General features: G+C 68.5%; 16 protein-coding genes and 3 riboswitches. Of the genes, 7 read left to right on the top strand and 9 right to left on the bottom strand.

Annotated features, from left to right (window positions below):
• Window positions 1-7: 7 nt before the first annotated feature.
• Window positions 8-265, bottom strand: a complete 258-nt coding sequence (locus tag PKO50_RS17620; protein ID WP_275626761.1) for a hypothetical protein — start codon at window positions 263-265, stop codon at window positions 8-10.
• 375 nt (window positions 266-640) lie between these two features.
• Here PKO50_RS17620 and PKO50_RS17615 point away from each other — a divergent pair, with 375 nt between their 5' ends.
• From PKO50_RS17615 to PKO50_RS17590, 6 genes are all read left to right on the top strand, one after another.
• On the top strand, window positions 641-1045 hold the full coding sequence (locus tag PKO50_RS17615) for a hypothetical protein (protein ID WP_275626760.1): 405 nt from the start codon (window positions 641-643) through the stop codon (window positions 1043-1045).
• A gap of 57 nt (window positions 1046-1102) precedes the next feature.
• Window positions 1103-1163: riboswitch (Fluoride riboswitch) on the top strand.
• 158 nt (window positions 1164-1321) lie between these two features.
• Window positions 1322-1669, top strand: coding sequence for a DUF190 domain-containing protein (locus tag PKO50_RS17610; protein WP_275626759.1), 348 nt, complete (start codon window positions 1322-1324; stop codon window positions 1667-1669).
• On the top strand, window positions 1662-2912 hold the full coding sequence (locus PKO50_RS17605) for a cation:proton antiporter (RefSeq protein WP_109936946.1): 1251 nt from the start codon (window positions 1662-1664) through the stop codon (window positions 2910-2912). Before PKO50_RS17610 ends, PKO50_RS17605 begins: the two co-directional genes overlap by 8 nt.
• On the top strand, window positions 2909-3328 hold the full coding sequence (locus tag PKO50_RS17600; protein WP_275626758.1) for a universal stress protein: 420 nt from the start codon (window positions 2909-2911) through the stop codon (window positions 3326-3328). The genes PKO50_RS17605 and PKO50_RS17600 overlap by 4 nt, the downstream gene beginning before the upstream one ends.
• Before the next feature lie 21 nt (window positions 3329-3349).
• A complete protein-coding gene (locus tag PKO50_RS17595; protein WP_109936948.1) occupies window positions 3350-3820 on the top strand; it encodes an HAD family hydrolase in 471 nt (156 codons plus the stop codon).
• 19 nt (window positions 3821-3839) lie between these two features.
• Window positions 3840-4466 carry a histidine phosphatase family protein gene (locus PKO50_RS17590; RefSeq protein ID WP_275626757.1) on the top strand — a complete coding sequence of 209 codons (627 nt, stop codon included), beginning with the start codon at window positions 3840-3842 and terminating at the stop codon, window positions 4464-4466.
• 1022 nt (window positions 4467-5488) lie between these two features.
• Here the strand turns inward: PKO50_RS17590 and zapE are convergent.
• The 8 genes from zapE to crcB all read right to left on the bottom strand — a co-directional run bounded on the left by zapE (window position 5489) and on the right by crcB (window position 12959).
• Entirely contained in the window at window positions 5489-6577 is a 1089-nt protein-coding gene (gene zapE, locus PKO50_RS17585) for a cell division protein ZapE (protein ID WP_275626756.1), read from the bottom strand.
• Between the two features lie 51 nt (window positions 6578-6628).
• Window positions 6629-7912 carry a phosphopyruvate hydratase gene (gene eno / locus PKO50_RS17580; RefSeq protein ID WP_109935497.1) on the bottom strand — a complete coding sequence of 428 codons (1284 nt, stop codon included), beginning with the start codon at window positions 7910-7912 and terminating at the stop codon, window positions 6629-6631.
• A gap of 40 nt (window positions 7913-7952) precedes the next feature.
• Window positions 7953-9113 carry a cyclopropane fatty acyl phospholipid synthase gene (gene cfa, locus PKO50_RS17575; protein WP_275626755.1) on the bottom strand — a complete coding sequence of 387 codons (1161 nt, stop codon included), beginning with the start codon at window positions 9111-9113 and terminating at the stop codon, window positions 7953-7955.
• Entirely contained in the window at window positions 9110-9532 is a 423-nt protein-coding gene (locus tag PKO50_RS17570) for a hypothetical protein (protein WP_275626754.1), read from the bottom strand. The genes cfa and PKO50_RS17570 overlap by 4 nt, the downstream gene beginning before the upstream one ends.
• A 130-nt stretch (window positions 9533-9662) precedes the next feature.
• Window positions 9663-9728: riboswitch (Fluoride riboswitch) on the bottom strand.
• Window positions 9729-9771: 43 nt separating this feature from the next.
• On the bottom strand, window positions 9772-11610 hold the full coding sequence (gene ilvD, locus PKO50_RS17565; RefSeq protein WP_275626753.1) for a dihydroxy-acid dehydratase: 1839 nt from the start codon (window positions 11608-11610) through the stop codon (window positions 9772-9774).
• A 47-nt stretch (window positions 11611-11657) separates the two neighbouring features.
• Window positions 11658-12197, bottom strand: coding sequence for an inorganic diphosphatase (gene ppa, locus PKO50_RS17560; RefSeq protein WP_275626752.1), 540 nt, complete (start codon window positions 12195-12197; stop codon window positions 11658-11660).
• 20 nt (window positions 12198-12217) lie between these two features.
• Window positions 12218-12562 carry a DUF190 domain-containing protein gene (locus tag PKO50_RS17555; protein WP_275626751.1) on the bottom strand — a complete coding sequence of 115 codons (345 nt, stop codon included), beginning with the start codon at window positions 12560-12562 and terminating at the stop codon, window positions 12218-12220.
• Window positions 12563-12575: 13 nt separating this feature from the next.
• Window positions 12576-12959, bottom strand: a complete 384-nt coding sequence (gene crcB / locus PKO50_RS17550; protein ID WP_275626750.1) for a fluoride efflux transporter CrcB — start codon at window positions 12957-12959, stop codon at window positions 12576-12578.
• 124 nt (window positions 12960-13083) lie between these two features.
• Window positions 13084-13145, bottom strand: a riboswitch (Fluoride riboswitch).
• Between the two features lie 240 nt (window positions 13146-13385).
• Here crcB and PKO50_RS17545 point away from each other — a divergent pair.
• On the top strand, window positions 13386-13838 hold the full coding sequence (locus PKO50_RS17545) for a Chromate resistance protein ChrB (protein WP_275626749.1): 453 nt from the start codon (window positions 13386-13388) through the stop codon (window positions 13836-13838).
• Window positions 13839-13844: the final 6 nt, after the last annotated feature.

The raw sequence follows: 13844 nt of genomic DNA, 5'->3' as shown, positions 1-13844 counted from the left end.
GGGGCGCTCAGCGCCGGTCCTGGGCCAACTGGTAGAGCTGCCGCGCTTCCGCCGCCATCGGCAGCAGGGCCGAGACCAGGCGGGCCTGGCCCTGCACCAGCGGCATTTCGTCGGGGCAGTCCGCCAGCAGGCACAGCAGGTCCTCCAGGGCCACCAGGCGGCGCTCGGCGGCTTCGAACAGGTGCTGGGCGGGGGCTCCGGCGTCGACGAACAGTACGTCGTCGTGGGGCTGGGCCAGGTTGGTGAGGGGTTGCAGATCAGACATGGCGCGCCTCCTGGGTGTGGAGGGCGAAGTGCGGAGAGTGCATGTTCCATTGCTCCTGAGCGGGATCAAGAGCCGCCTCCCGGAAAAGGGAGGCGGACCGTACGGGGGTAGGATACCGTTGCGAAAGAAGACGGCAGGCCCGAAGGCCTCCCCGGACGGCCCGCCACGGAACGTGAGTGCACACAACGATGGACCGACTGCGCTCACGGCTATGACGCACCACCCTCCGCAACGGGATCCTACCCCCGGCCACAGCAAGGCTGCGGCAGGGCGGAATCTATCCAGCGCCCTCGTAGGACCTCAAGGCGAATTCAGCGTGGGAATTTTTACGCGGGGCAGGGGCGCCGCCCGCGGCGAATCGCTATGCTCGGGGCCATGAACGGCCAGCTCCCCCTCCGCCAACCCTGCCCGCCGGGCGCCTGCGATTGCGGGCGCGAGGCATTGCTGGCCGACCCCCACGGCGACATCCGCATCCTCCTGCTCACCCGCCAGGAAGAGCAGCGCCTGCTGCAGCGCCTGGAGCAGCTCAAGGACCTGGCCGACCTGCAGCACATGCAGCAGCGCATGTACGAGCAGCTCGGCCTGCGCCTGAGCATCGCCCCCGGTTTCAACGAGGTGCGCAGCATGCGCGGCCTGGACATCCGCATCGCCGGGCAGCCCGGCCTGTGCCGCAAGACCCGCCAGGCCATCCCCGCGGCCATCCGCCGGGGCCTGGAGCGCACCCCGGAAATCGCCTGGCGCCTGCTGGATTCCTTCGACCTGCTGGGCGGCAGCCACTAGGCCAGGCCTGCGCGGCCGTCGCCGACCGCGTGCATTTTTCCAAGGCTTTGCTAATGTCGTTAACCAGGAGATGGCATTCCTCCTCTAACCGCCCCCGGCTGATGATGCCTACGCATAACCCTCCATGGGCGGCGTAGGCATTGTTCTGCTGTCCATGGTCTGCCCATGGACAGCGCACATGCCCGACCCGTCCCGTTCCGCCGCCTTCCGCACCCTGCTTCCCGCAAGCCGGTACGCCGTGCTGCGCCGCCGCTCGCCGGCGGGGGAGGGTGCGCCATGAAGGGCTACCAGCTGACCTTCTTCACCCAGCAGGACCGCAAGGTCCACCACCAGCCCGTTGCCGAGTGGCTGATGGCCGAGGCGCTGCGCCTGGGCGTGCATGGCGCCACCCTGCTGGCCGCCAGGGAGGGGTTCGGCCACCACCACCGGATGCATGCCGCGCGCTTCTTCGAGCTGGCCGACCAGCCCCTGGAAGTGGTGATGATGGTCACCGAGGCGGAAATGCAGCGGATCTTCACGCGCCTGGCCGAGGAACACCTGAAGCTGGTGTACGTGAAGACCCCCGTCGAGTTCGGCGTACTGGGCGAGGACGACGAGCCCGCCAACGGAGGCCGCCATGACTGAGATATGGGCCCAGGCCGCCCTGTGGCTGGGGCTGGCGTTGCTGGCGACGCTGGTGTCGATCTTCCTGCGCATCGCCACGGCGCTGTCGGAGATCGTCGTCGGGACCATCGCCCAGCTGATCATCGGGGCGTTGCTGGGCATGGCGGTGCTGCAGGGCGACGCCAGCTGGATCAAGTTCCTCTCCGGCGCCGGGGCCATCCTGCTGACCTTCCTGGCCGGCGCCGAGCTGGACCCGAAGGTGTTCCGCAGCCACTGGAAGCAGGCCACGGTGATCGGCCTGGTCGGCTTCGTGGTGCCCTTCATCGGCTGCGCGGCGCTGGCGCGCTGGGGCCTGGGCTGGGATGCGCAGGCCAGCTGGCTGGCCGGCATCGCCATGTCCACCACCTCGGTGGCGGTGGTCTACGCGGTGATGCTGGAGCTGGGGCTGAACACCAGCGAGTACGGCAAGATCGTGCTGGCGGCCTGCTTCGTCAACGACCTGGCCACGGTGATCGCCCTGGGGCTGATCTTCGCCCCCTTCACCCTGAGGACCGCCGGTTTCGCCGGCATCCTGGTCCTGGCGGCGCTGCTGCTGCCGTGGATCACCCCGCGCTTCTTCCGGCGCTTCGGCGGCCGCCCCTCGGAACTGGAAGCCAAGTTCCTCATGTTCTGCCTGTTCGCCCTGGGCGCGGCGGCGACCTGGGCCGACAGCGAGGCGGTGCTGCCGGCCTACCTGATCGGCATGGTGCTGGCCGGCACCGTGGGCAAGGACCACGCGCTGATCCGCCGCCTGCGCACCCTGACCTTCGGCCTGCTGACGCCGTTCTACTTCATCCGCGCCGGCTCGCTGGTGTCACTGCCGGCGCTGGCCGCGGCGCCCGCGGCCTTCGTGTTGCTGCTGCTGGTGAAGATGCTCACCAAGCTGGTGGGCGTGTACCCCACCTGCCTGTTCTACGGCTCGCCGCGCCGGGAAGGGGCCTACACCACCCTGCTGATGTCCACCGGGCTGACCTTCGGCACCATCTCGGCGCTGTTCGGCCTGGCCCACGGGCTGATCGACCAGGGCCAGTACTCGGCGCTGGTGGCCGCGGTGATCGGCAGCGCGGTGGTGCCGACGCTGATCGCCAACGCCTTCTTCCTGCCCCGGCACCTGCTGCCCAGGGACGACCCGGAGGAGGCCGCCGGCCCGCCGGCGCAAGCCCCGCAACCTGCGCACCAAGACGACTTGCGCCCGCAGACGCGGCGCAGAGGAGGTGAAGCATGATCAAGCGCATCCTGGTGGCCTACGACGCTTCCACGGCGGCGGAGCTGGCCCTGAACTTCGCCAACGAACTGGCCGAGCGCTTCGGCGCCAGCCTGCACATCCTCTCGGTGGCGCAACCGCCGGAGTTCGGCGACGAGGTGGAGACCGAGGCGGTGATCGAGCGCTCCCGCACGCACTTCCACCACGCCTTCAAGCTGCTGGGCTACAGCCGCATGCCGGTGGAGGAGCGGCCGACCACCCACGTCTCGGTGGGGCGCCCGGCCGAGCAGATCGTGCGCTACGCCGAGGAGCACCACATCGACCACATCGTCATCGGCCACCGCGGCCACTCGGGGTTCGAGCGCTGGCTGCTGGGCTCGGTGGCGCGCCAGGTGATCGACCACGCGCCCTGCGCGGTCACGGTCATCCGCGGCTGAGCGGCAGGAGGAGGAAACGACATGCTGCAGATCGACATTCCCGGCGTGGGCAGCTTGCAGTTGAAACACATGATCTGCGACTACAACGGCACCCTGGCCGTGGATGGCCGGCTGATCGACGGGGTGGCCGAGCGCCTGGAGGTGCTGGGCCGGAAGCTGGCCCTGCACGTGGTCACCGGCGACACCTTCGGCAGCGCCGAGGCGGAACTGGCGGCGCTGGAGGTGAACCTGCTGGTGCTGTCCGAGAAGGACCAGGCCATTTCCAAGGAGGACTACCTGCGCACCCTGGGCCTGCACGGCGTGGTGGCCATCGGCAACGGCAGCAACGACCGCTACATGTTGCAGCAGTCGGCCCTGGGCATCGCGGTGATCGGCCCGGAGGGCGCTTCCTCGGTGGCCATCGGCTCGGCGGACCTGGTCGCCCTGGACATCCTCAGCGCCCTGGATATGCTGAGCCACCCGCAGCGCATCATTGCCAGCCTGCGCTGCTGAACCTGACAGGAGCAGGACGATGACAAGGATCATTCTGACCCGCCACGGCCACGTGGACTGGATCGCCCCGGAGCGCTTCCGCGGCCGCGCCGAACTGCCGCTGTCGGCGCTGGGCCGGCGCCAGGCCGAGGCGGTGGCCCGGCGCATCGCCGAAAGCTGGCAGCCGGTGGCGATCTACACCAGCCCGCTGTCGCGCTGCATCGACACCGGCGCCGCCATCGCTCGCGCCACCGGCGCCCCGGCGCAGGCCCTGGAAGGCCTGGCCGACACCGACTACGGCCAGTGGCAGGGCCTGACCCACGACGAAGTGCGCGCCCGCTGGCCGGAGGAGCACCGCATCTGGCTGGAGGCGCCGGACCTGGCGGCCATCCCCGATGGCGAGAGCCTGGCCGACGTGCTGGCCCGCGGCACCCGCGTGCTGCGCGAGGTGCTGCGGCAGCATGCCGGGCAGACCCTGGTGCTGGTGGGGCACGACAGCATCAACCGCGTCCTGCTGCTGCAGGCCCTGGGCCTGCCGCTGGCGCGCTACTGGCGGCTGAAGCAGGAGCCTTGCTGCGTCAACGAGTTGGTCGTGGAGAATGACGTCTTCACGCTGCACCGGCTCAACGAGACCTACCATCTGGCCGGGGTGAAGGCTGAGGGTTGAGGCTGTTTTCAACGACGGATGATCGCGGACGGAGTCCGCTCCTACGGTTCCAGGACGCACGGCTTTTCGTAGGAGCGAGCTTGCTCGCGAACGGTGCTCACCTGTGACTGCGGTGTTTTGGCTGGACGCCTTTCCCTCTCCCTAACCCTCGGCTGCGCGCCCCGCCCCGAAGGGAGAGGGGACTGTTCGGAGCGGTCTGGTTTTCCCGAGTCAGCCGGCAAGCAAGGTGGTTTCCGGCTGAAACCATTCCTTATCTCGGCACGGACTAGCCCCCTCTCCCTTCAGGGAGAGGGCTGGGGAGAGGGGCTCTTAAACCCGGCACCTACGGCACCGGGAAACACCGTTCGCGAGCAAGCTCGCTCCTACGAAGAGCACCTCGGCGGTTCCAGGGAGCCTCGGGCGTAGGAGCGGACTCCGTCCGCGATTGGCATCGGCCACGCCGGACGCCCCGGTGGCACGGCCAACGGCGGATAACCGCGAACGGTTATTCGCCCTACGGTATGGGAGGGCTTGGCGTAGGGCGCATAACGCCTACGGCGTTATCCGCCATGATCGCGGACGGAGTCCGCTCCTACGGTTCCAGGACGCACGGCTTTTCGTAGGAGCGAGCTTGCTCGCGAACGGTGCTCACCTGTGACTGCGGTGTTTTGGCTGGACGCCTTTCCCTCTCCCTAACCCTCGGCTGCGCGCCCCGTCCCGAAGGGAGAGGGGACTGTTCGGAGCGGTCTGGTTTTCCCGAGTCAGCCGGCAAGCAAGGTGGTTTCCGGCTGAAACCATTCCTTATCTCGGCACGGACTAGCTCCCTCTCCCTTCAGGGAGAGGGCTGGGGAGAGGGGCTCTTAAACCCGGCACCTACGGCACCGGGAAACACCGTTCGCGAGCAAGCTCGCTCCTACGAAGAGCACCTCGGCGGTTCCAGGAAGCACGGGCGTAGGAGCGGACTCCGTCCGCGATTGGCATCGGCCACGCCGGACGCCCCGGTGGCACGGCCAACGGCGGATAACCGCGAACGGTTATCCGCCCTACGGTGCAGCCGCCGCCAGCGGCACCGGCGTCATCTGCCGCAGGCGGCTGAGGGTGCGCTCGAAGTCCAGGGTGGTGCTGCCGCCGGCCAGCCGTTCCAGCGGCACCGTGGCGTAGAGCTGCAGCTTCAGGCGCTTGTCGTAGGCGATGTCGATGAAGTTCAGGAAGCGCCTGGCGACGTCGTCGGGGTAGTCCTGCAGCGGTTCCAGGCCGCTGACCGCCAGGTACGGGAAGCGTTCGATCAGCCACAGGTAGTCGGCCGCCGAGTGCGGGCGTTCGAACAGTTCGGCGAAGTCGAGCCAGGCGTGGTCGTCGTCGTGGGCGCGCACGCACAGCGGGTGGTGGTTGACCTGCAGCACCTGGTCGAAGCGGGCCTGCGGGCCCAGGCCGAAGCGCTCGCGCAGCGGCGTCGGGTCGTCGGCGGTGGCGGGCCACAGGTAGCTGCCCCAGGCGTCCAGCGGCGTCAGCCGGCGCCGGTAGTCCTCGCCGTTGTCCAGCGCCAGCACCTCGAAGCGGCTTTCGATCAAGCCGACCACGGGGCGCAGGCGCTCGCCGTACAGCGGGTCCGCGCACAGCCCGGCCGGCGGGTAGTTGGAGGTGCACACCAGGCCGACGCCGCGGTCCACCAACTGTTGCAGCATCGGCCCCAGCAGCATGGCGTCACCGATGTCGTGCACGTGGAATTCGTCGAAGCACAGCAGGCGGGTTTCCCCGGCGATGCAGCGGGCGCTCTTCGCCAGCGGTTCGGCCTGGCCGGCGAAGGCCTGCAGGCGCGCCTGCATTTCGTCCAGGAAGGCGTGGAAGTGCACGCGCCGCTTGGCCTGCAGCGGGGCCGCGGCGAAGAAGGCGTCCATCACGAAGCTCTTGCCGCGGCCCACGTCGCCCCACAGGTAGACGCCGGCGGTGGGCTTGTGGAACCAGGCGTGGCGGGCCTGGAGGAAGTGTTCCAGCCAGTTGGCCAGGTGCTCGATGGCGTGTTGCTGCTGAGGGTCGGCGCTGTAGCCGCGCTCCTCCAGGGCCACCCGGAAATGCCGGAGGATGCGTTCGGCGATCGATTCCGGGGCGGCCAGACGGTCGGCGGCGCTCATGCTTCACCTCTGCTCGGGTGGCGCGGGGGCGCGAGGCGCCCCTTTGCCCCTTTAGTGGACGAAGGCCTGGCGGCCGGCGTAGTGGGCCGTGCCGCCGAGCATTTCCTCGATGCGCAGCAACTGGTTGTACTTCTCCACCCGCTCGCCGCGGCAGGGCGCGCCGGCCTTCAGGTGGCCGGTGCCGAAGGCCACGGTGAGGTCGGCGATGAAGCTGTCGACGGTCTCGCCGCTGCGGTGCGAGACCATCGCGCCCCAGCCGTTGTTGTGGGCCAGCAGCACGGTGGTGCGGGTTTCGCTGAGGGTGCCGATCTGGTTGGGCTTGATCAGCACGGCATTGGCGGTGCGTTCGCGGATGCCGCGGCGGATGCGTTCGGCGCTGGTCACGAAGAGGTCGTCGCCGACCAGCTCGATGCGCTGGCCCAGCGCCTCGGTCAGGCGCTTCCAGCCTTCCCAGTCGTCCTCGGCCAGGCCGTCTTCCAGCACCACGATGGGGTAGCGTTCCACCCAGTCGGCGTACAGCCCGATCATCTCGTCGGCGTCCAGCAGGCGGCCTTCGCTGTGCAGGCGGTAGAAGCCGTTCTCGTAGAGGGCGCTGGGCGCCGGGTCGATGGCCAGCTGGACCTGCTCGCCGGGGCGGTAGCCGGCGGCCTCGATGGCTTTCATCAGCAGGTCGAGGGCCTCGGCGTTGTACTTCAGCGGCGGGGCGAAGCCGCCTTCGTCGCCCACCGAGGTGGAGAAGCCCCTGGCCTCCAGCAGGGTGCGCAGCTGCCGGTAGATTTCCGCGCCCCAGCGCAGTGCCTCGCGGAAGCTGCCGGCGCCGGAGGGGACGATCATGAATTCCTGGAAGTCGGTGCCCTGCCAGTGGGCGTGCACGCCGCCGTTGAGCACGTTGAACATGGGCACCGGCATGCGCCTGGCCTGGTCGCCGCCGAGGTAGCGGAACAGCGGCATGCCGGCGGCCGCCGCCGCGGCGCGGGCCACCGCCAGGCTGACGCCGAGGATGGCGTTGCTGCCCAGGCGCGCCTTGTTCGGCGTGCCGTCGCACTGCAGCATCGCCAGGTCGACCGCCGTTTGCTCGCTGGCGTCGTGGCCGCGCAGCAGCGGGGCGATTTCGCTGCGGATGTTGTGCACCGCGCGCAGCACGCCCTTGCCGGCGTAGCGCGCCGGGTCGCAGTCGCGCAGTTCCGCCGCCTCGTGCTTGCCGGTGGAGGCCCCCGAGGGCACCGAGGCGCGTCCGCGGGCGCCGTCCTCCAGGGTCACGTCGACTTCCACCGTGGGGTTGCCGCGGGAGTCGAGGATTTCCCGGGCGTCTATCTGCTGGATCAGGATGGCCATGCCGCTCTCCTTGGTTCGTTCGAATGCATGAGGGGGCCCCTCACAACTGCGGGCGCAGGTAGCCGCCGGCCATCCCGCGCCTGGACAGCACCCACTGCCACAGCTGGATGTCGCGGGCGCGGAAGGCGCCGGCGCAGGACAGCAGGTAGTAGCGCCACATGCGCCGGAAGCGCTCGCCCAGCGCCGAGAAGCGCGGCCAGGCCGCTTCGAAGTTGGCGTGCCAGGCCATGAGCGTGCGGTCGTAGCAGGCGCCGAAGTTGTGCAGGTCCTCGACCACGAAGAGGCCGTCGGCGGCGTCGCCGAGCTGGCCGATGGAGGGCAGGTCGCCGTTGGGGAAGATGTAGCGGTCGATCCATGGGTCGGGCCGCCCGTGGCGGGTGTTCTTGCCGATGGTGTGCAGCAGGAACAGGCCGTCGTCGGCCAGGCAGCGCTGGGCCACCTGCATGAAGGCGCGGTGGTTCTTGTGGCCGACGTGCTCGAACATGCCGACGCTGGCGATGCGGTCGAACCTGCCGGTCAGGGTGCGGTAGTCCTGCAGGCGGAACTCCACCGGCAGGTCGCGGTAGCGGTCGCTGGCCCAGTTCGCCTGCTCCTGGGACACGGTCACGCCCACGCATTCCACGCCGTGGTGCTGGGCGGCATAGGCCATCAGGCTGCCCCAGCCGCAGCCGATGTCCAGCAGGCGCATGCCCGGCTCCAGCCGCAGCTTGCGGCAGATCAGCTCCAGCTTGGCTTCCTGGGCCTGCTCCAGGGTGCTGGCGGTTTCCCAGTAGCCGCAGCTGTAGGTCATGCGCGAGTCGAGCATGGCCCGGTAGAGTTCGTTGCCCAGGTCGTAGTGGCGCCGGCCCACCTGCCAGGCGCGGCGGCTGTTCTGCAGGTTCAGCAGGCGGTAGCGCAGGACGTGGGCGAGCAGGCGCCAGGGCCGGACCTCCTGGTCCAGGCGGGCGCGCAGCAGGCGGTGGAAGAACTCGTCCAGGTGCTGCGCGTCCCAGTCGCCGTCCATGTAGCTTTCGCCCAGGCCCAGGCTGCCCTGGGCCAGCGCGCGCTCGAACACGCGCGGGCGCAGCACCTGCATGTCCCAGGGGCGCTGGCCGTTGATCTGGATGCCGGCCTTGTGCAGCAGGCCGGCGGCGAGCCGCTGCAGCTCCGGGTCCGGGCCGGGCTGCGAATCCGTCGACGGGGTTCCCAGTGTCTCGCTCATGTCGGGCTCCCCGTGCCGTCGACGATCGATGCGGGCAGGCGGTAGGGCGCGGGCGGGGACAGTGCCGTATCCCGGGCACGTCGCTCGGCCAATGCCTCCCGATAGAAGCCGACACGATAGATGCGCACCTCCAGGGCCAGGCTGGCGAAGCGCAGGCAGCAGTAGGTATCCCAGGCCTCGCGGGGCTCGGAGAAAACCAGGCATTGCGCGCCGCTTTCGACCAGCAGGGCGGAGCGCTTCAGCCCCTGGGTGAACAGCAGCCGTGCCACGTGCTCTTGTTGCTCGCGGGCGATCTGCGCTGCGGCGGGATAGGTGATCTTCAGCAGTACGTGGTGCGCCGGAAGCGCCTGGAGAAATGCGTCCAGGTCATCGGAAACCAGGCTGGTCACCGACGATGACCACGCTGCGTCTTCATGCATGGGAGTGCCCACTTGTACCTCCAGGTGACGGAGCCAGCCGGTGCCGTACGGCGAAGCGAGGCTGGCGGGGAAACGACCTGAGCGAGGTGGGGCGGTAGATACGAAAATGCCTACCGCCCCCGCCTTCGCGGGTTCGGTAGGCATCATCAGCTGAACGTGTCAGCGGTTAACGGAGAATGCCATCTCCTGAGAGAACTCTATCACCGGCTTCCAGGCTTGCAAGGCGCCGGGGTGGATGTTCAGTCCTCCAGTAGCGCCCTGTTGCGTACTGCGCCCTTGTCGGCACTGGTTGCCAGCAGCGCGTAGGCCTTTAGCGCGCTGCTGACCTTGCGCGCGCGGGGCTGCGTCGGCTTCCAGCCCTTGCCGTCCTGCTCGACGCGGCGGGCGGCCAGTTCTTCGTCGCCGACCAGCAGGTCGATGCTGCGGTTGGGGATGTCGATGAGGATGCGGTCGCCGTCCCGCACCAGGCCGATGGCGCCGCCGGCAGCGGCTTCCGGCGAGGCGTGGCCGATGGACAGGCCCGAGGTGCCGCCGGAGAAGCGGCCGTCGGTGAGCAGGGCGCACTGCTTGCCCAGGCCCTTGGACTTCAGGTAGCTGGTGGGGTAGAGCATCTCCTGCATGCCCGGGCCGCCTTTCGGGCCTTCGTAGCGGATGATGACGATGTCGCCCGGCTTCACTTCGTCGGCGAGGATGCCCTTCACCGCCGCGTCCTGGCTTTCGAATATCCTCGCGCTGCCTTCGAACACGTAGAGGGATTCGTCCACGCCGGCGGTCTTCACCACGCAGCCGTCCAGGGCGATGTTGCCGTACAGCATGGCCAGGCCGCCCTCGGCGGAGTAGGCGTGCTCGACGCTGCGGATGCAGCCGTTCTCGCGGTCGTCGTCCAGGCTCGGCCAGCGGGTGTTCTGGCTGAACGCGGTCTGGGTGGGGATGCCGGCCGGGCCGGCCTGGAAGAAGGTGTGCACCCGCTCGTCGCAGGTCTGGGTGATGTCCCACTCGGCGATGGCGTCCTTCATCGAAGGGCTGTGCACGGTCGGCACCTCGGTGTGCAGCAGGCCGCCGCGGGCCAGTTCGCCGAGGATGGAGAAGATGCCGCCGGCGCGGTGCACGTCTTCCAGGTGGTACTTCTGGATGTTCGGCGCCACCTTGCACAGCTGCGGCACCTTGCGCGACAGGCGGTCGATGTCGCGCAGGTCGAAGGGCACCGCGCCTTCCTGGGCGGCGGCCAGCAGGTGCAGGATGGTGTTGGTCGAGCCGCCCATGGCGATGTCCAGGCTCATGGCGTTCTCGAAGGCGAGCACGTTGGCGATGCTGCGCGGCAGCACCGAGGTGTCGCCTTCGCCGTAGTAGCGCTGGCACAGCTCCACGGCCAGGCGCCCGGCGCGCAGGAACAGCTGCTCGCGGTCGGCGTGGGTGGCCAGGGTGGTGCCGTTGCCCGGCAGGGCCAGGCCCAGGGCCTCCACCAGGCAGTTCATCGAGTTGGCGGTGAACATGCCGGAGCAGGAACCGCAGGTGGGGCAGGCGCTGCGCTCGTATTCGGCGACCTTCTCGTCGGAGCAGCTGTCGTCGGCGGCCGCGACCATGGCGTCGATCAGGTCCAGGCCGTGGTTGGCCAGCTTGGTCTTGCCGGCTTCCATCGGCCCGCCGGAGACGAACACCACCGGGATGTTCAGGCGCAGGGCGGCCATCAGCATGCCGGGGGTGATCTTGTCGCAGTTGGAGATGCAGACGATGGCGTCGGCGCAGTGGGCGTTGACCATGTATTCGACTGAGTCGGCGATGATCTCGCGGCTGGGCAGCGAATAGAGCATGCCGTCGTGGCCCATGGCGATGCCGTCGTCCACGGCGATGGTGTTGAATTCCTTGGCCACGCCGCCGGCCTTCTCGATCTCGCGGGCGACCAGTTGGCCCAGGTCCTTCAGGTGCACGTGGCCGGGCACGAACTGGGTGAAGGAGTTGGCGATGGCGATGATCGGCTTCTTGAAGTCTTCGTCCTTCATCCCGGTGGCGCGCCAGAGGGCGCGGGCGCCGGCCATGTTGCGGCCGTGGGTGGAGGTTTTCGAGCGGTAGTCTGGCATGGGGGTTCCTGATCGGCTGATCGTGGCGTTTTCTTGTCTTGTGGGGTTCAGGCCCGGTGCGCCGCTTCGTAGGCAGCCACCGACTTGCGGATTTCCTCGCGCGCGTCGTCCAGGCTGCCCCAGCGTTCCATGCGCACCCACTTGCCGGGTTCGAGGGTCTTGTAGTTCTCGAAGAAGTGCTGGATCTGCCTGAGCAGCAGGTCGCTCAGGTCGCTGCACTGGTGCAGGCCGGCGTACAGGGTGCTGAGCTTGTCGTGGGGCACGGCGATGATCTTGGCGTCCGGCCCGGCCTCGTCGGTCATGTACATCACCCCCAGCGGGCGGCAGCGCAGCACGGTGCCGGGCGCGACCGGGCAGGGGGCGACGACGAGGATGTCCAGCGGGTCGCCGTCCTCGCTGAGGGTGGAGGGAATGAAGCCGTAGTTGGCCGGGTAGAACATCGGCGTGCTGAGGAAGCGGTCGACGAACAGCTGGCCGCTGGCCTTGTCCAGTTCGTACTTGATGGGCGCGTGGTTGGCCGGGATCTCGATCACGGCGTAGAGGTCGTCCGGGATGCCCTTGCCGGCGGGGAGGTCGGTGAAGCTCATGGCGCGGGTCTCCGTGGTCGTCAGGTGGTGGGGGTGTCGCGGTCGGCCTTGCGCTTGCCGACGGTGCCCATCTCCACGGGCGTCTTCACGTAGAACAGCGCCAGGTCCTCGGCTTCCAGGCGCTCGAACAGGCGCTCGCACTCCTCCTCGGAGACGGCCAGGCAGATTTCCACCGGCTGGTCGGCCAGTTCGAAGAAGTGGTAGGAGTGCACCCGCCCGGCATGGCCGAAGCCTTCCGCGCCGACGACCAGGGTGGCGCCCTTGAGCTTCATGCCGCGGGCCAGGTCGACCATCCAGTCGGTGATCAGCTTGCCGCCGTGGCGGCGGCTCTGTTGGGTGAAGAAGGTCACCAGGTAGCCTTTCATGATTACGCCTCCGTCAGCGTGCGCCCAGCAATGTGTAGGTTAGAACGCCCGCGGCCGTCGCCAGCAGCGAACCTACGACGTGCACCGCGATTTCCCCCAGTGCCCAGGCCACGCGGCCGGTCTGTAGCAGCGAGAAGGTTTCCGCGGAGAAGGTCGAGAAGGTGGTCAGGCCGCCGCAGAAGCCGGTGACCAGCAGCAGGCGCCATTCCGGGCTGAGGCCGGGGTTGGCGGCGAACAGGGCCACGGCCAGGCCGATGACGTAGCCACCGATGACGTTGGCGGCCCAGGTGCCCGGCGGGATGGTGGGGAACAGGGCGTTGAGCTGCAGGCCGAGGAACCAGCGCAGCAGGGCGCCCAGCGAGGCCCCCAGGGCAATGGCGAGGATGGATTTCAGCATGCCGGCGGGCCCCCGTCGGAGGAGGGTACGGGCGATGCCGGGGAGGGGAGTGGGTGGGGTGTCGCGGTCACGGTCCGGTCCTTTTGCAAAAGGACAGGACGCACGCCTACGCACCCTGTCCAGGGTTCACGTAGGCATCATCAGCACGAGGGCGGTTAAAGGAGGAATGCCATCTCCTGCGGCGAAAGCTAGCACTTTTGCCGCACCGGGGAAAAGCCCCCGGCCTCTCCCTGGCGGCGTTGCCCCCTGTTTCATATCGCCAGCGTTGCCTGCAACAATAAGCTTATGAGTTTTGATTCTTTTAAAATGTAACGACGGTTACATTAGAGTTGCACGCATGACGAACCAGAACTGGCTCCTGCTTACCTACAAGGTCCCTCCGAACCGGCCAAGAAGCGCATCGCGCTGTGGCGCAGGCTCAAGGGCATGGGCGCGGTGTACCTGCAGAATGGCGTCTGCCTGCTGCCCAAGAACGACGAGCACGTGCGCCAGCTGAAGATGCTGGAGCACGAGATCGGCGCCATGGGAGGCGACTCGGTGATCCTCGAGACCGTCGCCCTGGACCGCCTGCAGGAGGACAAGGTGGTGGCCCGCTTCCGGGCCGACCGCGACGAGGAATACCGCGAGCTGCTCGACAAGTGCGACGACTTCGAGGCGGAGATCGCCAAGGAGACCGCGGCTTCCCACTTCACCTACGCCGAGCTGGAAGAGAACGACGTCGACCTGAAGAAGCTGCAGAACTGGCTGGAGAAGATCCGCAGGCTGGATTTCTACGGCGCACCGCTGCTGGCCGAGGCGCAGCAGCGCCTGCAGGCGTGCGAGGCCCTGCTGGACACCTACGCCCAGCGGGTATTCGAGGCACAGGACGAGAACCGCTGAACCCGC

Origin of the sequence: Pseudomonas sp. 273 (assembly GCF_029201425.1) — a bacterium.
Classification (GTDB): Bacteria; Pseudomonadota; Gammaproteobacteria; order Pseudomonadales; family Pseudomonadaceae; genus Pseudomonas; species Pseudomonas delhiensis.
Note: the sequence above shows the minus strand (reverse complement) of the source record. Positions and strands in the feature narration are given on the sequence as shown.